The 21,257-nt window shown below is 40.3% G+C and carries 25 protein-coding genes; 16 read left to right on the forward strand and 9 right to left on the reverse strand.

Translation table 11 applies throughout. The annotated features are described in order from the left end of the window. Positions 1 to 62: 62 nt before the first annotated feature. Positions 63 to 1,292, reverse strand: a complete 1,230-nt coding sequence (locus XYLOR_RS13545) for an AbiH family protein (protein WP_036876973.1) — start codon at positions 1,290 to 1,292, stop codon at positions 63 to 65. A 389-nt stretch (positions 1,293 to 1,681) separates the two neighbouring features. On the opposite strand from XYLOR_RS13545, the gene XYLOR_RS03420 reads away from it, so the two are divergent. The 7 genes from XYLOR_RS03420 (at position 1,682) to XYLOR_RS03450 (ending at position 7,290) form a co-directional block, all read left to right on the forward strand. Then, the gene (locus XYLOR_RS03420; RefSeq protein ID WP_036876976.1) at positions 1,682 to 2,056 is read left to right on the forward strand and encodes a hypothetical protein; all 375 of its coding nucleotides are present in this window, start codon (positions 1,682 to 1,684) and stop codon (positions 2,054 to 2,056) included. Between the two features lie 38 nt (positions 2,057 to 2,094). Beyond that, positions 2,095 to 2,556, forward strand: a complete 462-nt coding sequence (locus XYLOR_RS03425; protein WP_154655653.1) for a hypothetical protein — start codon at positions 2,095 to 2,097, stop codon at positions 2,554 to 2,556. 197 nt (positions 2,557 to 2,753) lie between these two features. Further along, positions 2,754 to 3,554 carry a phage antirepressor gene (locus tag XYLOR_RS03430; RefSeq protein WP_036876978.1) on the forward strand — a complete coding sequence of 267 codons (801 nt, stop codon included), beginning with the start codon at positions 2,754 to 2,756 and terminating at the stop codon, positions 3,552 to 3,554. Between the two features lie 30 nt (positions 3,555 to 3,584). Next, entirely contained in the window at positions 3,585 to 3,887 is a 303-nt protein-coding gene (locus XYLOR_RS03435; protein WP_036876980.1) for a DUF3127 domain-containing protein, read from the forward strand. Positions 3,888 to 3,944: 57 nt separating this feature from the next. Continuing rightward, positions 3,945 to 4,385, forward strand: coding sequence for a hypothetical protein (locus XYLOR_RS03440; protein ID WP_154655654.1), 441 nt, complete (start codon positions 3,945 to 3,947; stop codon positions 4,383 to 4,385). 24 nt (positions 4,386 to 4,409) lie between these two features. Then, positions 4,410 to 6,809 carry a BT4734/BF3469 family protein gene (locus XYLOR_RS14220; protein ID WP_036876985.1) on the forward strand — a complete coding sequence of 800 codons (2,400 nt, stop codon included), beginning with the start codon at positions 4,410 to 4,412 and terminating at the stop codon, positions 6,807 to 6,809. Positions 6,810 to 6,882: 73 nt separating this feature from the next. Next, positions 6,883 to 7,290, forward strand: coding sequence for a DUF5675 family protein (locus XYLOR_RS03450; RefSeq protein WP_036876986.1), 408 nt, complete (start codon positions 6,883 to 6,885; stop codon positions 7,288 to 7,290). A gap of 122 nt (positions 7,291 to 7,412) precedes the next feature. Here XYLOR_RS03450 and XYLOR_RS03455 read toward each other — a convergent pair whose 3' ends face one another. Then, positions 7,413 to 8,063 carry an NAD(P)-dependent oxidoreductase gene (locus tag XYLOR_RS03455; RefSeq protein WP_036880616.1) on the reverse strand — a complete coding sequence of 217 codons (651 nt, stop codon included), beginning with the start codon at positions 8,061 to 8,063 and terminating at the stop codon, positions 7,413 to 7,415. 273 nt (positions 8,064 to 8,336) lie between these two features. On the opposite strand from XYLOR_RS03455, the gene XYLOR_RS03460 reads away from it, so the two are divergent. Next, on the forward strand, positions 8,337 to 8,759 hold the full coding sequence (locus XYLOR_RS03460; RefSeq protein WP_036876989.1) for a GNAT family N-acetyltransferase: 423 nt from the start codon (positions 8,337 to 8,339) through the stop codon (positions 8,757 to 8,759). Between the two features lie 137 nt (positions 8,760 to 8,896). Here XYLOR_RS03460 and XYLOR_RS03465 read toward each other — a convergent pair whose 3' ends face one another. Next, entirely contained in the window at positions 8,897 to 9,640 is a 744-nt protein-coding gene (locus XYLOR_RS03465; protein WP_036876992.1) for a peptidylprolyl isomerase, read from the reverse strand. Between the two features lie 345 nt (positions 9,641 to 9,985). Here XYLOR_RS03465 and XYLOR_RS03470 point away from each other — a divergent pair, with 345 nt between their 5' ends. The 4 genes from XYLOR_RS03470 (at position 9,986) to XYLOR_RS03485 (ending at position 12,592) form a co-directional block, all read left to right on the forward strand. After that, a complete protein-coding gene (locus tag XYLOR_RS03470; RefSeq protein ID WP_036876998.1) occupies positions 9,986 to 10,288 on the forward strand; it encodes a helix-turn-helix transcriptional regulator in 303 nt (100 codons plus the stop codon). Positions 10,289 to 10,302: 14 nt separating this feature from the next. Further along, positions 10,303 to 11,556, forward strand: coding sequence for a type II toxin-antitoxin system HipA family toxin (locus XYLOR_RS03475; protein ID WP_036877000.1), 1,254 nt, complete (start codon positions 10,303 to 10,305; stop codon positions 11,554 to 11,556). A 128-nt stretch (positions 11,557 to 11,684) separates the two neighbouring features. Then, positions 11,685 to 11,972, forward strand: a complete 288-nt coding sequence (locus tag XYLOR_RS03480) for a hypothetical protein (protein WP_036877002.1) — start codon at positions 11,685 to 11,687, stop codon at positions 11,970 to 11,972. 11 nt (positions 11,973 to 11,983) lie between these two features. Beyond that, on the forward strand, positions 11,984 to 12,592 hold the full coding sequence (locus tag XYLOR_RS03485) for an HAD-IA family hydrolase (protein WP_036877004.1): 609 nt from the start codon (positions 11,984 to 11,986) through the stop codon (positions 12,590 to 12,592). A gap of 2 nt (positions 12,593 to 12,594) precedes the next feature. Here XYLOR_RS03485 and XYLOR_RS03490 read toward each other — a convergent pair whose 3' ends face one another. Together XYLOR_RS03490 and XYLOR_RS13255 are read right to left on the reverse strand one after the other, a co-directional pair. After that, complete coding sequence (locus XYLOR_RS03490; RefSeq protein ID WP_036877007.1) at positions 12,595 to 13,005, reverse strand: secondary thiamine-phosphate synthase enzyme YjbQ; 411 nt, start codon at positions 13,003 to 13,005, stop codon at positions 12,595 to 12,597. A 39-nt stretch (positions 13,006 to 13,044) separates the two neighbouring features. Further along, the gene (locus tag XYLOR_RS13255; RefSeq protein ID WP_084608513.1) at positions 13,045 to 13,962 is read right to left on the reverse strand and encodes an alpha/beta fold hydrolase; all 918 of its coding nucleotides are present in this window, start codon (positions 13,960 to 13,962) and stop codon (positions 13,045 to 13,047) included. A 358-nt stretch (positions 13,963 to 14,320) separates the two neighbouring features. On the opposite strand from XYLOR_RS13255, the gene XYLOR_RS03500 reads away from it, so the two are divergent. Beyond that, entirely contained in the window at positions 14,321 to 14,845 is a 525-nt protein-coding gene (locus XYLOR_RS03500) for a flavin reductase family protein (protein WP_036877009.1), read from the forward strand. Between the two features lie 260 nt (positions 14,846 to 15,105). On the opposite strand, the gene XYLOR_RS03505 is transcribed toward XYLOR_RS03500, so the two are convergent. From XYLOR_RS03505 to gnd, 4 genes are all read right to left on the reverse strand, one after another. Further along, positions 15,106 to 15,462, reverse strand: coding sequence for a cupin domain-containing protein (locus XYLOR_RS03505; protein WP_036880618.1), 357 nt, complete (start codon positions 15,460 to 15,462; stop codon positions 15,106 to 15,108). A gap of 150 nt (positions 15,463 to 15,612) precedes the next feature. Next, positions 15,613 to 16,350, reverse strand: a complete 738-nt coding sequence (locus XYLOR_RS03510) for a 6-phosphogluconolactonase (protein ID WP_051508845.1) — start codon at positions 16,348 to 16,350, stop codon at positions 15,613 to 15,615. Next, positions 16,331 to 17,821, reverse strand: a complete 1,491-nt coding sequence (zwf, locus tag XYLOR_RS03515) for a glucose-6-phosphate dehydrogenase (RefSeq protein WP_036877011.1) — start codon at positions 17,819 to 17,821, stop codon at positions 16,331 to 16,333. Before zwf ends, XYLOR_RS03510 begins: the two co-directional genes overlap by 20 nt. A 20-nt stretch (positions 17,822 to 17,841) precedes the next feature. After that, positions 17,842 to 19,311, reverse strand: a complete 1,470-nt coding sequence (gene gnd / locus XYLOR_RS03520) for a decarboxylating NADP(+)-dependent phosphogluconate dehydrogenase (RefSeq protein WP_036877013.1) — start codon at positions 19,309 to 19,311, stop codon at positions 17,842 to 17,844. 296 nt (positions 19,312 to 19,607) lie between these two features. Between gnd and XYLOR_RS03525 the strand changes: the two genes are divergently transcribed. Genes XYLOR_RS03525 through XYLOR_RS03535 form a run of 3 tightly spaced genes read left to right on the forward strand, consistent with a single transcriptional unit; the run spans position 19,608 to position 21,088 of the window. Beyond that, positions 19,608 to 19,811, forward strand: coding sequence for a helix-turn-helix transcriptional regulator (locus XYLOR_RS03525; protein WP_036877016.1), 204 nt, complete (start codon positions 19,608 to 19,610; stop codon positions 19,809 to 19,811). A gap of 4 nt (positions 19,812 to 19,815) precedes the next feature. Next, positions 19,816 to 20,154 (forward strand): HipA N-terminal domain-containing protein, encoded by a 339-nt coding sequence (locus tag XYLOR_RS03530; RefSeq protein ID WP_036877018.1) that lies wholly within the window; start codon positions 19,816 to 19,818, stop codon positions 20,152 to 20,154. Continuing rightward, positions 20,147 to 21,088, forward strand: coding sequence for a HipA domain-containing protein (locus XYLOR_RS03535; protein WP_036877020.1), 942 nt, complete (start codon positions 20,147 to 20,149; stop codon positions 21,086 to 21,088). The genes XYLOR_RS03530 and XYLOR_RS03535 overlap by 8 nt, the downstream gene beginning before the upstream one ends. Positions 21,089 to 21,257: the final 169 nt, after the last annotated feature.

Raw genomic sequence — 21,257 nt, forward strand, 5'->3', positions numbered from 1 at the left:
GTTGACGTTTTATTTCCTGCAAAGTTAGATATAATTTATTTAAATGATTTAGTTTATTTGGGTTAAACTTCTTGAACGCTTATCTGTTTGTTTTGAGGAAGTGGCTCACAATATGTTTTGTTAACCACTCTGTCTCTCATAAGTTTCATGTCGGTGAAGTTACGGCTAATATTCTGAACTATATCAAGATAATTATCTTTGCCGTCAGAACTCTTGTAATAAAATGGTTTGATTGACACACAATTATTATGTTCGAAAAGTGTGTTTAGTAATGTTCTGTCTGAGTTGCCACACGAATGCCCCATAATGTATATTTGGTATGGTTCTGATTCTATAAAGGATAGCACATTACGATAGTTACTTGATTCTAGGTATTTTATAGATTTGATATTGCGTAGATATTCATTATCATTAAGTCTTGAAAGTTCTTTGTAATTTATGTCTAATTCATCCCCGTAGCCAAATATAACACTATTAGGATTCTCTAGATTTCCATGTATATGATTTACTTTGAAACAATCATTTAGGGGTAAATACATATCGGCGGTTTTTGTATAATTAAAATTTAGAAGCATTATTCTATCGGGAAGTAATCGTTCCTTTAATTGAAACACCAAATGTTTATCGGCGTCTATTTTATATTCTTTACCATAATAATTCCTTAATAGTGGGTAAAAATTACCAAGACTAAGTTTATTCCGTCTCTTTTCAAAGTCATCAAAAGATTGTTTTGCATCAACAGATATGTCATCAGATTTAATTGGCTCTAAAATTTTTGTTTTAATATCCTGATTTAATATATCTTCTTTGATATCTTTATCTTGTATATATTTTAGATACTCAATCAAAATAGTTTTTATATAATCTAACTCATTATTAAGTGTACATGGATCTCTGTATTCATGTTCATTTAGGAAAGATCGTAAAAAATTATAATACTCATTTTCAATATCAATCCATCCTCTTGTTTCAATTGACTTACAAATAACTCCGAATAAAGGAGAATAAATTACTTTGTAATCATTTTTATCCTTAATAATCATTTTTAATATATTATTCCAATTTGTATAATTAAATGAACAAGCTTTCGATAAAGTAAAAGCAGCAAATGCATCATTCGCAGTATAATTTAATATTTCTAAAGAACACAGATTATCTTTCATAATTTGATTGGGACAATTATACATCATTTTTATTCTTTCACCCCAGTACCAATTTATAAAATCTTCATACTTAGTAGGAAGGTTATGGGCTAAATCGAAGCCATTTCCGACGAGAACAATTCTATTCATTAATATAATAGTTTAATTTACGGTTGTTTTTCTTGGTTTAATGTCCAAAGGTAATTATTTTTTCAATCCTACCAAAATATCAATAACGAAAAATTACGTTTAGTAGGCCTTAATGCATCATATCGCATGGCATTTATAAATTGCCAAAGAAAAAATAAATAGTACGTATTCCTTTCTCTTTGTGTACCTTATGGCAACTTTTAATATACGAATCTTAAAGATTTTGTATAACTTATGACAATTTTATTCTGTATTTAAGGAATTTTTTACTAATTTTGCACTTCGTTTTTTTGAAAGAGAAACTACATACCTACATCACTAGTTGATTGAGGTATGTTGGAAGAGTGAATTATCTTAAATATATTAACCTTTAAAAGATGTGTTAGAATATGGTGAAAAGAAAGATGATGGAAGAGCATGAAATCAAGAACCTATGCAAAAGGTATCATAGTAGTATAATGTATAATATGGTATCTCAGCTGTTGAGACAATATGTAAAGAACAATAATAAAGATAGGTCTTTTGGGGCGGGTAATGATTTTTTTAGTTTGTTCTCTGATTTAATCTACTGCACGAAAGGAAATATAGATAGTCATCATATGGACTGTGATGGAAATGTAAATAAAATGGATTCTGAGGTTAATGGGGAGACGCTCATCCAAAATAATAATAATATAATTTTTAATGTAATTAAGAATGTTAACGGAACAGCAAATGGTGACGCTAAACAGGATATCCAAATTACTAAAACTGATGCCCGCTGATGGATAAAAATAAAGAAGGTAGGGATACTTATATCAATATGTTTTTTGGGTCGCTAAATGGTAATGTGGAGCAACATATCGTAGTGTCTAATAATAATCCCGAAACTAAGGCTGATGCTGACGATGAGGGTCTCGCGGTCTCCAGGTCTCATAGTGAAGAACAGACGGATGTGGCTGAAGCTATAACGGAATTGATGGGCGAGATGGATGATAATGGCAATTGGTTGTTTTCTAAACAAAGTCAGTGGATAGCTGTGTATCGCATTTTGGTGGATTACTTGGGTTGGAATTCAGAATATCGCGATTTCTGCCGACGGATGGATCGGTTTGGCTCTTTTCGCGTGCCATGTAATGAGTATACCGTGAAAAGGATTGATGGGATATTCGGCAAACCGTTTAGCAAATGGGACCGAAATATGTTTAACGGTGCCGGTGCTGTATTCGAGCGACAGTACAAGGTGGCTCGGCGCTTGATAGAGCTTCTAGGCTTGGAGGTATAGCAAAATTATACTCAAAGTTATACCTGAAGTTATACTCTTACACTCAAACTTACCCCTTGCAGGACATTTCTTGCAAGGGGTTTTTCGTATCCTTACCTTTGTGTTGTCTAGGGGATGCAAGTCTTCGCGACGATACCTAAAGTGGTGCGGATGACCGGCCGGCTCCAAGCCTCGGGTAAATCTTCAATAATATATGTATGAAGGAGATTACAATTTTTAATAACGATGAATTCGGACAGATTCGTACTACGAATGATGACACCGGCGAACCGCTTTTCTGTCTGTCGGATGTGTGCAAGGTTCTTGAACTGAGAGCGCCACAGGTAAAGAGACGTCTTGACGACGCTGTTGTTTCAAAACACATCGTGAAAGATGTGAGGGGCAGAAGAAATGCATTGAACTTTGTTAGCGAGAATGGGCTTTATGATGCCATTCTGTATTCGCGTAAGTTGGAAGCCAGGGCGTTCAGAGTGTGGATTACGTCGGAGGTGCTGCCTTGTATCCGCAGGCATGGGATATATGCCGGTAGTGATACCATCGAGCGCATAATGAACGACCCCGACTATGGCATATCGCTGCTCTCGGCTCTGAAGAGCGAACGGCAGGCCCGCCTGGAGGCGGATGCGCAGAGACTGCTGATGGCCGGGGAGATGAATGTGATGAAACCGATGGCTGAATATTGCAGGCAGATTCTGTTGTCTGCATCGACGGTGACGGTGACACAGATAGCTCAGGATTATGGTTACAGTGCAAAGGTTTTTAACGAACTGTTGCGAGATATTGGGGTGCAGTTCAGGCAGAATGAGCAGTGGATCCTGTACTCGAAATACAAACTGCAGGGATATGTGCAGAGCAATACGGCTGTGTATATGAGATATAACGGTTCTACCGGGGCAAGAATGTATACGAGATGGACGCAGCGGGGACGGTTGTTCTTGTATGATAAGTTGAAGAATGCGGGCATATTGCCCTTGATAGAACAAGATAATGAGGCTTAGGCTTAAAAATTTTAAATTCGTAAACAAATTATGGTTATAACAGTGATAGCAAAGATTGCGGGTGCGACTCCTGCTGAAACTTTTCAAGGTCGTGACGGACAGACTGTAACAAAATGCACGATTATCGTTAAAACCATTGAGGCTTATACGCAAACGTTGGCTCTCACGGTGTTTGGTGATCTTACACCTTGGGCGATGCAGAGGGGCAAAATCGTAGAGATAGGTGTGGTTATGTCGAGTCGTGAGCATGAGGGGCGTTGGTTTTCTGAACTTAGGGCTGTGGGTGTGAAGTACGCGCAGATGCCTGCCGAGGATGCTGCCGGGATACACTGAATGACGGATGCGGAGATTATCGACAGGGTATAAATCAATAAAACAGAAGAAATGACAATGAATAAGAATATGATGACTGTTCCCGTTGTGAAGGATGCCTGTAAGACGGTATTTGCGGCTTATTGGACGACGGTGGATGTAACTGACAGTAAGACCGTTTTGCGATTCAGATTTCCTATCGAGTTTGGTATGCTGAGGGCTGCCGACTGGGCTGAAAAGGAGATGCACGAGGCTGCCGACTGGTTTGTGATGTGTGGTATGGAGCATCCCTCAATAGGTAGACCGCTGCACTTTATGATGCCACGCCACGAGGGCAAGCGTAAGTTGCTGCACTGCGGACGGATGATGGAGCTGACTCTGGGCATGGGGCGGTATCAGATAGATATGGTGCTGAGGTACTGTGATGACTGTTTGCGTACGGCTGATAACATCGATGATGCTGTAGAGGATATGGTAAAGTGGATGCGTGGCAATGCTTATATGTTGAGATTGCAGTAATTAAAATAATGAGGAAAGAGTGTTATGTTTGATATAGTAAGTAAGTTTAACGGCAGGCCAACACCCTGCAATAAAAAATCGCTGTACGAGATATTGCAATCGCCAGTAGTGGCTCGAATATGCAATGTGATATCCAAAACAGTTAAAGAAAAGATAGAACCGCTTGACAGGCGTATTGCTGCCACTACCGAACCTGCCGAATCGGCTGAACTGGAGAAAGAGGCCAAGGCTCTGTGGGAGGATGTGGCCCGACTGAAGAAGCGTTTGCCTGCATTCTGTTTTCAGGCTCACTTTAAGGATGGCAAGAGGAGTAACAAGAATGCCGAGCCCAGTGGTCTGTGTATGTTCGATATTGACGATCTGGACGACCCGAAGTCAGAATATAATGAATCTCAGGCAAAGTTGAAGTCTCTTGGAGTGGTGATGGCGCATGTCACACCCTCCACTCATGGATTGAGGTACGTATTTAAACGGCCTGACGGCATGACCATCGCCGAGTCGCAACAGTGGTTTGCAGAGCAGTTGGGCATCAGCAGCTTTGATAGTTGCACCAAAGATTTGGCAAGGATATCGTTCGCTGTGCCACAATCGTATGTACTCTATCTGGACGAGACGGCACTGCTCACATCCACAATCAGTAAGGAGAGTAACTCTGAGGATACCGTAAAAACTGCAGAATCTGTAGAAAAGCCCGAATCTATCGAAGTGGTGGAAGAGTTTAAGGGTATCCCTTTCAGCATGATAATAGAACGCCTGCTGCTGATGCAGGGCATTGACGGCGAACCTGCGGATGGTGAGCGCAATACTACGCTATATAATATGGTAAGGCAACTGCGCTACATATGTGATTTCTCAATGTCGCGGCTGATGCAAGTGGTGCCACGTTGGGGGATGAGCGAAGATGAGGTGAAGCAAACAGTACAGTCGGCACTATCCACAGTGCGCCGTACATCCATGCCTCCACATCTGGAGAAGACGCTCCGATTCTTGATGGCACAGCAGACGGATGTAACACAGGCCGACAAATTGGGCACAAATGACGACACGATCAGTTGTTCGTGCCGGAGCATGCGCAAAAAGATTGTACCGCAAGCCGTTCCGGGTAAGTTGCCCAGACTGTTCGAACTACTCACCAAGAGCTATCCTGAAGAATATCATGCGGTTCTGTTGATGGCTTCGCTACCGATACTCGGTACACTGGCCACCCGCGCCAGAGCGAAATACTTTGACGGCATGCAGCACTCGCTATCGTTCTTAACCTGCATCGTGGCGCCACAAGCCAGCGGAAAGAGCTGCACACGTACACTTGTAGACATGCTACTGGCAGGACTTCAGCGGCAGGACAACGAGGAGCGCCTGAAAGAGCGCAAGTGGATGGAAGAGAAGAAAGCCCGCAAAAACTCTGAAAAACAGCCCGAAGATCCACGAGCAAAGATAAGGATTGTGCCCGCAACGGTTAGTAACGCAATGCTTTTTAAGCGGTTAGACTGTGCCGATGGTGAACATCTCTTTACTTATGCGGAAGAGGTAGACACGCTGTCGAAAGGTAGAAAGAGTGGGGCGTGGAGCCAGAAAGACGACATAATGCGACAGGCTTTTGACAACTCAATATGCGGACAGGACTATATGAGCGACAACTCGTGGAGCGCGATGGTGAAGGTGTATTACAACACGCTGACCTGTGGCACACCGATAGCTGTACACCGATATTACAATGACGTAGAAGGCGGACTGGTGAGCCGTGTATGTTTTTCGCAGTTGCCGGATATGCTAGGTGCGCAGATGCCGATATTTGGCAGTCTGACTAAGGATGAAAAAGCGGAAGTAACGATGTGGGTAGATAGACTGTCGGAGATAGGCAAGGAGGTTATAAGGCCGGATGAGTCATCGTCTGAAACAGAAGAAAGGTATGATAATGTAGAATATGATATACCCCGTGTGAAGCAAGCCATTTGGGACTGGTTGGAAGCTCGCAGGCTGGAGTATCTGGAGACGCAGGAGAATCCGGCGTTAGACATATTCCGTCGCCGTTCGGCTGTAATCGGTTTTCGAGCCGGACTCTTGGCTGTACTGCTCTGTGACAACAAGGAGACCGACGAAGCGGTAGAGATGGCCACATGGGTAGCTAGTTATGCGCTCAGTCAGCAGCTCGACCTCTTCGGTGAAGATATGAATAGGCTAATGCTGGATGGCGAATCTGCCACATCTGCCGCATCTAACAGCAGTTGCTATCAGTCGCTTTTGAGTTTGCTGCCTGATGAATTCACCATCCAAGAACTAGTAGAACTGAGGATGCAAGCCGGTTATAAGAGTCCGGTGAAGCAAGTGGTATGGCGATGGAAGCAGAACGGTGTGATAGAAAGCGCAGGCGATAACAAGTTCAGAAAACTTAAGATATCAAAGAACGAGCGCCCACCGCGATGAAATCAACTATAATGAGAGTAAAAAGCTCTTTAGAGGACTGTATAAAGGTCTTTAACATCAAAATCAAATAATAATGGAAATAATAATAAAGCGTATAGCTAAGAAAGCCGGATATACTATAGGACATCTCAGCATCAACGGTCGACGGGTGTGTGATACGTTGGAGCCCCAATGCATAAAATGGCAGACAGAAAAGAAAGTGGCAGGCAAGACGGCCATCCCCGAAGGTCGTTATAGGGTAGATATGGAATATTCACCTAAATTTGAGAGGCAGATGCCCTACCTGTTGGATGTGCCTAACTTTGCAGGCATAATGATACATCAAGGCAATGTACCAAATAACACGCAAGGATGCATACTGGTAGGTTATAACACGCTTCGTGGCATGGTATTACGCAGCAGAGAGGCGATGCTTAAGATAGAGGATGCTATCAAATATGCTCGTAAAACCAAACAGGAAATATGGTGCGAAATTAGTTGATGGTCTTTTGGTCTCACGGTCTCACGGTCTCAAAAAGTAGATAAGTGATTGAAAATGAAAACATAATCAAAAATGCCTCAGTGAAATTTCACTGAGGCATTATATATAAATAGGACTGTTGTTTAGTATCCAATAGTAAATCGCTCTTTATGGTGCTTAGCTTGCTCTAATTCATCAACCATTGCTATTGCATAATCTTGGACGGATATGTGGCTATTGCCTTGAGCATCAACAACAAGATCGTCGCTTCCAAGGCGGAATTTTCCCGTTTTCTTACCTTCCTTATCGAATGTGCCGGCAGGAGAGAAGAATACCCAATCGATATCATGCTCGTTCACCAATGTTTTGAGATAGAAGTCTGCGAGAGGACGAACACCACCCATGATTTCATCCGGAATAACACCGGTATCAATCAAACGAACCCCTGGTTTTACAAATAGAGTACCGGCTCCGCCTACAATAAGCAATCTTTTTACACCGCTTTTCTTGGTTGCCTCAAGAATCTTAGGATAATTGCTGTATAGGAGTTCTGTAATTTGCGGATTCATCCATCCCGGATTATAAGAAGATATGATAGCATCCTTGCCCTCAGACAACTTGGCAATGGCATCTACATTGGCTACATCCTCTTCAATGGCTGTAATATTGTCATTCTTTGGCAGTCTTGACGTGTTGCGAACAACAGCTGTTACTTTGTGGCCACGCTCTACCAGCTCGTTCAAAATGGCTGAACCTACAAAACCGGTTGCACCTATTAAAACTACATTTGCCATAATTTGTTTCCTTTCTATTTTTATTGTTATTATTGTTTTCTTAAATCGGGACAAATATACATACAAATTTTGATTTTCGCAACAAGGCACCATGTAGTGGCATAGTTACCAAAAGGTAAGCTTTGGTATATTATCTGACTTATGTGAATATAAGATTAACTACTATTAACCATTCCTTTTATTGATTCGCATTGAGATTGATTTTTCAAGAAAAGAGGAAAGAATGGAAAAATATTCATATATTTGCGATCTGATAATATAAATAATTGAACTATGAATTTAAGAATACAACTTGATACAACCAATATAAATTGGGACTTGGTGGTTGACATACTTCAAAAAGTCGGTATGGGCTATCATACAGCTGAAATTCATCAACGGGCATTTAATAATAGTCATACTGTTGTATTTGTGTTCGATGAAGATAATCTTATCGGTTTTGGTAGAGCTATATCTGATGGAGAATATCAAGCTGCCATATATGATGTTGCCGTGCTGCCAAGTTATCAGGGTAGGGGCATTGGCAAAACAATAATCAGGACTATCGTTGAAGATATCCCAAACTGTAATTTTATCTTATATGCTTCTCCCGGTAAAGAAAAGTTTTATGAAAAGGAAAATTTTAAGAGGATGAAAACAGGCATGGCGTTGTTTGTCAATGCCGAGAAAATGAATGGCAAAGGTTTTACGGAATAAAAATAACCAACTGCCGGCAACAGTTCGTACGCAATATGGGATTTAGGGTTGCCCTTAATATAAAAGTATCACGATCTAAAAGTTATATTTGAGGTCGTGAAACTTTTAAAGTATTGGTTTATGAAAAACGGCGTAACTTACATAATTTCAACTGTCATGCTGATGTCTGTATTTGGACGATCGCCTCGCATGGTCTTGCAGTTCTGAATCTTTTCAACGATATCAAGTCCACTTTCAACCTCACCAAAAACAGTGTACTGATTGTCAAGAAAAGGAGTGCCACCAATGGTAGTATATGCCTCAATCTGCTCAGGAGTAAATTTAGGAAGTCCAATTCTCTTACATTTACTTTTGGTATCAGCTTCAAGTTGGTCTTGCATAGCCTGCAATCCAGCCTGATCATGATTGCGACGTAAATCCATGATTTCAGATTTATATTCTTTCACCATCTGATTGAAAACGTTCTGCTCCTGCTGCATAGCCATCTGACGTTCCATTTGCTTGAGTTCTTGTGGCTTGCAAGTCTTTCCCCATACAATATAGAACTGACTGCCACTGCTTTCGCGCTCAGGATTGACCTCATCGCCAAGGCGGGCAGCACTCAACGCCCCACGTTTGTGGAACAGTTGCGGGTATACAAATTCGGCAGGAATGGTATAATCGGGTCCGCCCGTACCAAGCATTTTGCCTGCAGGAGCGCCTTTACTGTCGGGATCGCCTCCCTGAATCATAAAATCTTTGATTACGCGATGGAAAAGTGTACCATCAAAATATCCTTCTTTTGCCAATTTGATGAAATTGTCACGGTGAAGTGGGGTTTCATCGTATAGACGAACAATAATGTCGCCTTCTGTTGTTTTTATTTTAATTCTGCTTGCCATATTCTAAATTAACTTGATTTTTACTTGTTGGTCTCTTGGTCTCTCGGTCTCAAAAAGTAAAATCAAAGTCTATTATTTCTTCTTTGTTGAAATTCGGGTGCAAAGGTAATAAGAAAATGGGAGAAAAGAGTAGATAAGTGATTGAAAAATGAAAACATAATCGATTAATTGAGAGTCTTTTTGTATAAAATATATGTATTGCCGACATGGGAATATATAAAATGCGAAATTGAATATAGCTATATTAGTATTAAAAATATAGTATTTAAAAAAATATTATGCTATAATGTTTGCTATATTAAACAAATATGTATATATTTGCACGTAATAATAAACATTAAAACAATGAAACGACCGTTATTACCAAAAAATAAAAGGATGTTGGCAGATATGGGGAACCAAATAAAGTTGGCTCGTCTTCGTCGGAATATTACATCACAAGAACTGGCTGATCGTACATCTCTCGGGCGGAATACGATTGTAAATATAGAGGCAGGAGATGAATCTGTTTCATTTGGCAATTATTTTCGTGTGCTAATTGCGCTTGGATTGTCAAACGATATCCTTATGCTTGCAAAAGATGATGTGTTAGGTAGAAAATTGCAAGATGCAGAGTTGGTGACACCTAAACGTGTGAGAAATTCATAGAAATAAATATCAAAATGAATATATATGTATATATAGATGCTTTTGGACTAACTGATGGTCCATTACTGATGGGAACATTAAAGGCTGAAACTATTAGAGGAAAACAGATATTTTCTTTCCGTGCAGATAATGGATGGTTGACAAATTGTAGCTTCAGTTATCTAGACCCGGACCTACAGCAATATTCTGGAAATCAATACGCATCTGAAGGAAAAGGAAATTTCGGACTGTTTTTGGATTCTTGCCCGGACAGATGGGGGAGAGTGTTAATGCAGCGTCGCGAGAGAATAAGAGCTAAAGAAAATGGTGATAGTATTAAGAAATTGCAGGAATCTGACTATCTGCTTGGTGTGTATGATGGAAACAGAATGGGTGCATTGCGATTTAAAAAAGAACCAAATGGCAATTTTATGGATGATGATATTTGTCTGGCTACACCTCCTGTTGCTTCTATAAGGGAATTGGAGCAAGCATCATTGAATTATGAAAACACGAACGATGAACAGTCTGCCGAGTATATTAATTGGGTGCGTATGCTTTATTCACCTGGGTCTTCATTGGGTGGAGCTCGTCCAAAAGCAAATGTTATTGACACCGAAGGGAATCTTTGGATATCTAAATTTCCTAGTAAAAATGATACGATAGATGTTGGTGCATGGGAATATATCGTTACAGAGATGGCACGAAAATTCGGATTGAAAGTTCCTGAGACCAATATAGTGAAGTTCTCATCCAATCATCACACATTTATGACCAAACGTTTTGACAGGCAAGGCCGTGATAAAAGACTTTATTTTGCATCTGCCATGACGTTGCTAGGATATAATGATGGCGATGATGCTAACTCAGGTGTAAGTTACCTGGAATTGGCAGACTTTATTCAGAGCTATGGGACTCCACAATCAAGCGATGATTTAAAAGAGTTATGGAAACGAATTGTTTTCAATATTGCAGTTTCTAATTGTGATGACCATTTGCGTAATCATGGTTTTATATTGACATCAAAAGGTTGGACTCTTTCGCCGGCTTATGATTTAACTCCCAATCCTGATGGTAGAGGATTAAAGTTGAATATTAGTGAAGATGATAATAGTCTTTATTATCAGTTAGCAATAGATACTGCATCTTTTTATGGAATAAATAATAATGAAGCCGAAAATATCGTGCAGCAAGTGAAGAATATATGTTCTGATTGGCGACAGATGGCAGATGGTTTTGGTCTTTCAAGAGCAGAGCAAGATGGGGTAGCTAAGGCTTTCAGATTATAAGTTTTAATAATATATTAATTCAATAAACTTTAATTCTTTTATTCTCAGCTAACCACTTTTTCGATAAAATGTTTGGAAATGCATAAAAAGAGAGTATCTTTGCAGCAACTTTGATAAAGTGATTAATTATGAAGAAGTCAAAACGTACAAAGTCAGATGATCCTGTAAAGATTCTCAGGATGATCTCTCGCGATGAAGAACTGGAAAGGCGAGATGGAAAATTTCAACATCAGTTGATTTGTAAAAACAAGCGGAAATATGACCGCTGCACCTCTAAACGGGAGTTGGGCAAAATAAAGGAGCTCGACTCCCATTTTTATTGCTATACAGAGCAGTTCCCGACTATCTTAATTAGTTTATCAAAGGATGCTCGTTTTTCTTTGGTATCTCAATCCTTTAGAGTATATTTGCAGTAAAATAGAATCTTATGATAAAAAATATAGTTTTTGATTTTGGCGGAGTGCTAGTACAGCACGACTTTATGACATTCTTTACGAAGATATTAGGCAGCAAAGAGAAGGTTGCTTGGTTTATGCAGAATGTTTTGCCAGAGAAGGTTAATAATGATATTGACATGGAGCTCCATGAACCCAGCTATTATATTGAACAGCAGAAGAGGCTTTGGCCTGAATACACCGAGGCACTTGATGCATTTGACAAGCATTATACTGATATTTTTATCGGTGAATCTGAGGGCATCCGTGATTTGATGCTAAAGCTGAAAGCCGATGGATATAGACTTTTGGGACTTTCTAATTGGTCGAGTCGTGTATATGATGTGATGGCAAAATTTGATATATTCAATCTCATCGAAGGTAGTATTATTTCGAAGGATGTACATCAATTGAAACCCAATAAGGATATCTATATGTCGTTTCTACAAAAGTTTAATGTAAAAGCCGATGAATGCGTATTCATAGATGATAGACCGGATAACATAGAAGGATGTAAAGCTGTTGGGATGCCCGGCATTGTATTCAGAAATACTCAGCAATTGACGCAAGAGCTTAATAAATTGTTGCCTACTCGTATTTAAGTTTATTCCATAATAGTGGCAACGACATTACGACTGCCACCATGATTGCGGAATTCGCATAGATAGATGCCCTGCCATGTACCGAGATTCAAATGCCCATTTGTGATAGGGATGTTGATGCTTACGCCGGTAATAATGCTTTTGGCGTGAGCGGGCATGTCGTCTGAGCCTTCAAGGGTATGTTCATAATAGTTCTGATTCTCAGGAACAAGATGGTTATAAATGCTTTCCATGTCGCCACGTACAGATGGGTCCCAGTTTTCGCATATAGACAGCGCGCAACTGGTATGCTTGATGAATAAGTTTAGTAATCCTGTTTTGGGTAATTTGTTAAGATGAGCCAGCACTTCATCTGTAACAAGATGAAAACCGCGACTTTGTGATTTCAGTGAAAATTCTATTTGTTGTTTCATTATTTGATGTTTTCTTTTTTCGGATGATGATATGTTACCTTAATGCGATTGTTTGCTTAGCATTTTTGTGTAATCATCAAGTGCCTTATTCAATTTATTGGGTACTTCTATGAAAGGAAAATGTCCGCAATCAGCTCCCACTAGGAGCATTTTGGGGAAATGAACACCTTTGTAAAAGTTAGGTCCTACAGCATAATCTTTCTTGCCATAGAAAAATAGCACCGGTTTATCTACGATATATGTTAGTGGACGAAAATCTCTCCAGTATTCGTCCATGAATATCACTTTGCTGCCATCGCTATTATGTTTATAGTAATCAGTAGCAGAGTTAACGGTGTCATTGTATTTCTTCTGGGGCGTAAAAATTTGCCATCTATTGGCGTTATTCAAAAATGGGAAAACGGCCATCATTCTGTCTATCGTTTTACTATTGGGATCTAGTGCTGTTTTATTAGCTTTATTGCCTATTATGCCGATAGCCTTAGGCAGCCAACTATCACGGAAACTTGCGTCCATGCAGAGGGTACAATTCATGAAGATTAGTCCATCAATCTTATCTTTATGGGCTTCCCAATATGCCATTGTGAGTATACCGCCAAAAGAATGACCTAAGACGAGCCATGAATTAATGCCAAGGGCTTGTCTTACTTCTTCGAAATCTTTAATTTGTCGGGAGAGTGTATAATCGCTATCACGTGGACTCTCAGAGCGACCAACTCCTCGTTGATCAAGATATATAACCTTGAAATGTTTCTCGAGAATATCGCCTCCCAGTTTTTGCATCCACTCAGATCCGGAACCCGGTCCGCCGTGTAGATAAAGGCAAGGAGTGCCGCTTCCACGTACTTCGACATATAGTTTTGTACCGTCAGACATTTTAATCATCTGTTGCGCACATATATGCATAGATGAAGCTAACATTATTATAATTGTTATTATATTGCTTAGTCTTTTCATCTTATATTATAATATTTTTATTATTTCCCATTTTTTATTGTCTTCACATAAAGTTAACAAACTAAGATCTTCAATTTCATTGCTTTTTATTATAGGCGCTACCACCTACATGTGCATTATATGATTATGATTGTGAGACCGAATCATCGAATTTTAGTCGCAAATATAGTGCAAATGAATGAAATATACAATAGTAGATCTGTTATTATTGGAATAAATAAAATTCTTTTTTTATAAAATGTTTGTAAATGGATAAAAAGTGAGTATCTTTGTTGCAAGCATAATAAATGGATTAATTTTGAAAAAGTCAAAACTAACCGAACAATACGTAGTAGATTAATAAATACAAAGCAATAATATGAAAGAGGTTAATTACAAGGACATGAAGTTCAATCCGTTCAACCTCATTGGCGGTGAATGGATGTTAGTGACTGCTGGTAACGAACAGTCGGGGTGTAACACAATGACAGCCTCTTGGGGGCATCTCGGATGCCTATGGGGGCACAATGATCCTACGGCTGTTATCTATATACGTCCATCACGTTATACCAAAGAGTTTGTTGACAATGAAGAATATTTCACTCTTTGCGTTATGGACAAGTCTTTCAAGAAACAGATGGCCTATTTGGGTAGTGTGTCTGGCCGTGATGAGAACAAGATTTCAAAAGCAAACCTTACACCTGTATACACAAATGATACTGTTTACTTTTCTGAAGCAAAGCTTGTACTTATTTGTAAGAAACTATATAAGTCTGAACTTCATGAAAGTGGATTTCTCTATCAAAATACGATAGACGAAAGTTATCCAAACCGTGACTTTCATACAATGTATGTAGGCAAGATAGAGAAGGTCTTGGTACGTGATGATGAGTATATTAAATAAACAGAATTGTACAAAGCCTGAATTGGATAAAGCATTAAAATTATAGACCAATGGAGTGACATGATAAAAAATAAGCTAATCTGTCAACATATAATGTATATCACCTTAAGTTTCTTAACATGTCACTCCATAAAATGTATAAACGGTCTATTAAACTAAAAGTTTCACCTAATAAAGATAAACGTCTGTTGTTCAGTATTTTTCTTTCTGATTAAGACGTGCAAAACAGACGTATCATCATTTCTCTATAAAATAAAGATTTATAGGATCACTCCATCAGTAGCCGTAAACTCATCTAGTGAACCGGCCTTGGTCTGAATACAGATATAACTGATGGCACTATCATCGGCTGCACGAAGCTGACGCTTTGCTGAAGGATCTACACGCATCCAATCACCAGCATTTAGAATTACATCTTCACCATCAATATTCATAATGCCTTTACCTGATATAACACCGTATACTTCTTCGTTTTGTTTATGCTTATGAACGAAAGGAACTTGTACACCGGCAGGCATATTGTTTATTGAAATTTCTTCACCGGTAAGGTTTAATAACTCATGGAGCTCTGTGCGAGCTGCATCCATCTGAACGGTTGTCTTCTTAAAATTCTTCATTATAGTTGTATTTTTAAATTTGTTATGTTTCATTATTTTGATATGGCAAAGTTACAATATAATGCTGATGTTTGCAAGAGGGTACCAAAAAGTGAGATAGTTACCCAAAAGTAGGAAATGCGATATTATCGGGCTTTATGATTATCTACGTTAACTAATATTTACTATTTCTAAAGCCGCATCATCGCCGATTAATTCAGGAGCATCAGCCTGTAACATTACCCGACGGGCAGGGCAGTCGAAGCCATCATTGATGATACGGTTGATGATATTGGCTTTCCCGCTCCCCGTTACCATAAAAATGGTTCGTTTAGCATGCATCATCGGCTTTCCTGTCATTGCCACACGTTTGACACCTGTTATGGGATGTACTGAAGGTATATACGGTTGGAAGGCGGAAAGCAGGTGTTCCTGTCCCGGGAATATGGACGAGGTATGTCCGTCATTGCCAATACCGAGAATGACGCAATCAAATTGCCGAACCTGTGACGTCACCAATTCTGAATATCTCAAGGCTTCTGTTTCCGGGGAGGCTTCACCGATGATGCGGAATACATTCTCTCCCTCTTTCAAATCCGGTACACTGTCGGAAAGAAGAACCTTGAAACGACCATAATTGCTGGCTTCATCTGTGGGTGGGACACAACGCTCATCTACCCAGAAAAACCGGAATTTATTCCATGGCGTTGTGTGAGCGTACTCGTTTGCCCACAATCGGAAAAGCACATCGGGCGTGGAACCGCCACTAAGTGCCACATCATATTTATCGTCACCACTCTTCGCCAAAGCTTGCCCGTTCATACGTACAATCAGTGAGCGCGCTGCCTCCAACGGAGAGCTGAATACGTGACGTGGGAGTTTTGAAAGGTTAAAGTTCACAGTATTCATCAGTATGTGTCAGATTTTTACAAGGATTGGTCCAACTGCCGTCTATGCTTTCTATCAGGGCATTACTTTCCAATGGTCCCCATGTTCCTGCAGGATAACCATAGAGGGGTGTCTCCGGATGTTTTTTCCAGTAATCAAGGATCGCATCGAAATACTTCCATGAAGATTCCACGGCATCATCCCGTGTAAAGAGTGTAGGATCGTCCAGCAGACAGTCCTCGATAAGACGGGCATAGGGATCACCTGTCTTCACATCACTGAGCCTATCATAAACGAAATCCATTTCAACCTGCTTCGTCTGGAACCCTGTTCCGGGCATTTTCATATCGAATCGCAACACAATGCCTTCGTTAGGTTGAATACGCAATACAAGCTTGTTGGCATGAGGATGTGCACCATGCATGTTGTCAAGAAGCAGATGGGGCACTTTCTTAAAATGAACAACGATCTCTGTCACCTTGGTAGGCATTTGCTTGCCCACTCTGAAGAAGAAAGGTACACCGCTCCATCGCCAGTTGTCTATCTCTGCCTTCATCGCAAAGAAAGTCTCTATCCGTGAGTCGGGTGCCACATGTGCCTCTTGCCGATAACCGGTCAGATTGCCTCCTGCTGTATATTGTCCGCGGATCACATTATCACGGATATAGTCTTCTGTCAGAGGCACCAGTGAATCATACACTTTTACAACCTCGTTGCGGAAACTGTCGGCATCAAACTTCACCGGAGGTTCCATTGCGCACAGGGCAAGGAGCTGTACCAGATGGTTCTGTACCATATCACGCATCGTGCCTGCTGTCTCGTAATATCCTCCACGGTTTTCAATGCCCAGATTTTCCACCGATGTAATTTCCACATAATCAATGTAGTTACGGTTCCATATAGGTTCGAAAATTGAGTTTGCGAAACGGAAAGCCAGAATATTCTGTGCCGTTTCCTTTCCCAGAAAATGGTCAATGCGATACACCTGTTGCTCCTGAAAGGTGTCTCTGTAAATCTCGTTCAACTGTTTGGCACTCGTCAGGTCATATCCAAAAGGTTTCTCAACGATGATACGTGTGCCTTCGCCATTGAGTCCGAAGGTCTTTAAATGCTGGGGGATCACGCCATAAAGCAGTGGGGGAGTGGCCAGATAATAAATGACACTCTCGCTGTTGCTAGTTTTCAGATGTTCTGCAAGTACAGAGAATCCCTCTTCCTTAGCGGGGTCCATCGTTTCGTAGCGGATATGTGAGATGAAGCAGTTGACCAGCTCATTGTCCCAAGCTTCAGGTTTGATGTACTTTGGCAATTGTCCCAGCAGATAGTTACGATATTCAGAATCATTGTAAGGAGTACGTCCAATGCCAACAATCTCAAATCTCTCGGGTAAACGTTTCTCGGAGAAGAGATCAAAGAGTGCCGGAAAGAGTTTACGTTTGGCAAGATCACCCGAAGCACCGAATATGATGAATGAAAATGACTTTGGTATCATAACTCAGATATGATATATGATTATACATTATAACTGCCTGAATGAGTGTTGCCGCCCTTGCCGGTCCAGTCCTCATGGAAGAACTCTCCGCGTGGCATATCAATGCGTTCAAAGGTATGCGCGCCAAAGAAGTCACGTTGTGCCTGTATCATGTTTGCAGGGAGGCTGGCTGTGGTGAGCGACAGATAGTAGTTGAGAGCAGAACTGAATGCCGGCACAGGAAGCTCTGCCTGAAGTGCTGTGATGACCAGTTCTTTCCATCCTTTAAGGGCTTGTTTCGTATCTGCTGCGAACTTTGGTGCAAAGAGCAGATGCATAGGTTTCTCTGAAGCTTGGTATGCATCAGAGATATCATTCAGAAAGGCCGAACGAATAATACAGCCTGCACGCCACATTCGTGCGATGGAAGCGAGGTTGAGGTTCCATGAGAACATGTCTGACGCCTTTTGCAGCACGGCAAATCCCTGAGCGTAAGATACTAACTTTGAAGCATAGAGTGCTTGTTCGATATCATCGACAAGTGATAGATCGGTCACTGCATCTACCTTACGGTCTTTCGCTAAACGTTTGGCCGCTTCCACACGCAGGCTCTTGTCTGAAGAGAGACTACGTTCGAACACTGCAGATGCAATCAGCCCCAGCGGCATGCCGAGTTCCATCGCATTGATGACCGACCACTTTCCTGTTCCTTTCTGTCCGGCAGTATCCAGAATCTTATCAATCAGATAGTCACCGTCCTTATCTTGGTGACGTAGCACCTGAGCAGATATTTCCATCAGATAACTGTGCAACCGTCCTTCGTTCCAATGTTCAAAAACAGAGGCGATTGCTTCATTATCCATCTTCTTGAGATGTTTCAGCAGGAAGTAAGCCTCGCTGATGAGTTGCATATCACCATATTCTATACCGTTATGGATCATTTTTACAAAATGTCCCGATCCTCCCGGGCCAACCCAGTCGCAACAGGGGGTATTGTCTTCAGCCACAGCAGCAATCCGCTGCAATATCGGCTTCACATCAGTCCATGCCGACTGTGATCCTCCGGGCATGATAGAGGCCCCATGCAAGGCTCCGAACTCTCCACCACTCACGCCTGTTCCAATAAATCTGAATCCACGTTTTTCTGTCTCAATCACACGGCGGTTGCTGTCCTCATAATTGGAGTTACCACCATCAATGATTATATCTCCGGGTGAAAGCAACGGGAAAAGCTGGTCCATAAGTTGGTCTACAGCATTCCCGGCACGCACCATCATCATAATTTTACGTGGAGTATTGAGGTTTTTTACCAAATCACTGATTTCTGTACAACCTATGATATTCTTTCCTTTGCCACGTCCATTCACAAACCGTTCTACCACACCTTCTTCAACACCGGGTACAGTACGGTTGTACACAGCAACAGCAAAGCCTTTGCTCTCCATATTCAATACTAGGTTCTCGCCCATCACGGCAAGTCCTATTAAACCAATATCTGCTTTCTTGTCCATAATTAATATTTTAAATTTGCCATAATTATGATTCGGGTTGTTGTCAGTATCTTTGACAACGTTTGCAAATATACATTTTATGTTTAATACTACAAACTTAAATTTGGTATTTTTCAGAAAAAGCAGAATATGCGTAAACCATAGATATAAGCAAACAACTAAAATTAAGAGTAAATGCCATTAATAATATATCATTTAGGGTATATTTTTATGTTTTTTGAATAAAATATACCCTAAATGGTATAAATTAGAAAATAATTAGTATATTTGTACCCGAAATGATATAATATAAGGTTATGAATAATTTATCACCTATCGTAAAATCACTGCGAAAGCAGTATAACTTAACACAGGAAGACCTGTCGTTGAAGTCGGGTGTTGGTTTGCGCTTTGTTCGAGACTTGGAGCAAGGCAAAGAATCGTTGCGTTTAGACAAAGTTAATCAGTTGCTAGATTTTTTCAACTATGAAGTTACAGCAACTCCAAAAGTAAAGCCTTAAAGCTATGAGACAAGCCAATGTTTATTATAAAAGTCAGTTAGCTGGAGTGTTGACAGAAAACGATGAAGGTTACGAATTCAGTTACCTTTCAGACTATCTATCGTCAGAAAATGCTAAGCCTGTGAGCTTGACATTACCATTGCAGGAACAGGTATTTAAAAGTCGTGTGTTGTTTCCATTCTTTGATGGATTGATACCCGAAGGATGGCTGCTTGATATTGCCACTCGTAATATGGATATCAGTATACTAGACCGTATGTCTCTCTTATTGGTTTGTTGCAAAGATTGTATTGGAGCTGTAAGCATTGAAGCTATTCAAGGAAAGGAGGAAAATCATGTGTAAATGTTTGTATTGTTATAAGCCACTTAATAAAGGCGAAAAAGATATGCATCCTGGTTGTATAGCAAAATTTTTCGGAACCAATCTTATGCCAACTTTGGATTATACAACTGAGCATTTAGAAGAACTAGCAAAGCAGGTGATACAAGACCAAACATCTCTTACTGGTGTTCAGTCAAAATTGTCTTTGAACTTAAATGAGCATGAGGGTAGTAATCGACTGACTATAGTAGGGTTATGGGGAGGATATATTTGTAAACCACAGACAACTACCTATGAGCAAATGCCAGAAGTAGAAGATCTAACGATGCATCTGGCAGAGTTGGCCCGGATTCAAGTAGTACCTCATACGCTGATGCGGATGGCTGACGATTCGCTCTGTTACCTAACGCGACGCATTGACCGAACTCCTAATGGTGAAAAGTTGGCCATGGAAGACATGTGTCAACTCACAGAGAGACAGACCGAACATAAGTACAAAAGTAGTTATGAGCGCATAGGAAAAACTGTGCTTCAGTATTCTTCTGTTCCCAAGATGGATGTCACTAATTTCTTTGAAATAGTATTGTTCTCATGGCTGACAGGTAATAACGATATGCACTTGAAGAACTTTTCGCTTTATGAGCCTCTAGGTGATGGTATTCGCTTAACTCCAGCTTATGATTTGCTAAATGCAGCTATTATCAATACTAAGGATGACGAAGAGCTGGCTTTGACTTTGAATGGGCGAAAGAAAAAACTGAAGAAAGAAGATTTTTTTAAATGTGCCGAAAGGCTAGATATAGAAGATATTATTGTGGAGCGTCTTATCAATAAATATGTTAAGCTTCTGCCTAAGTTCGAGAATTTGATTCATAACTCTTTCTTAAGTGAAAAACTACAGTGCAAATTTTTAGAGTTGCTGAAAGAAAGACTTGATAGGCTTATTTTGGAATAGTGATTCTAATAGAATGAGTTACAGCTAATATTGTTATAATAACACAGCTGTCGTTCTTGCCTTCTGAATTTGTGCAGCCAAAAACTGTACAATTCAAATCAATCAACGGGCATTTAATAATATATACTTACATAACAATGGAGTGACGCGATAAAAAACTTAAGATGAT

The sequence above is a fragment of the Xylanibacter oryzae DSM 17970 genome (genome assembly GCF_000585355.1).
Classification (GTDB): domain Bacteria; phylum Bacteroidota; class Bacteroidia; order Bacteroidales; family Bacteroidaceae; genus Prevotella; species Prevotella oryzae.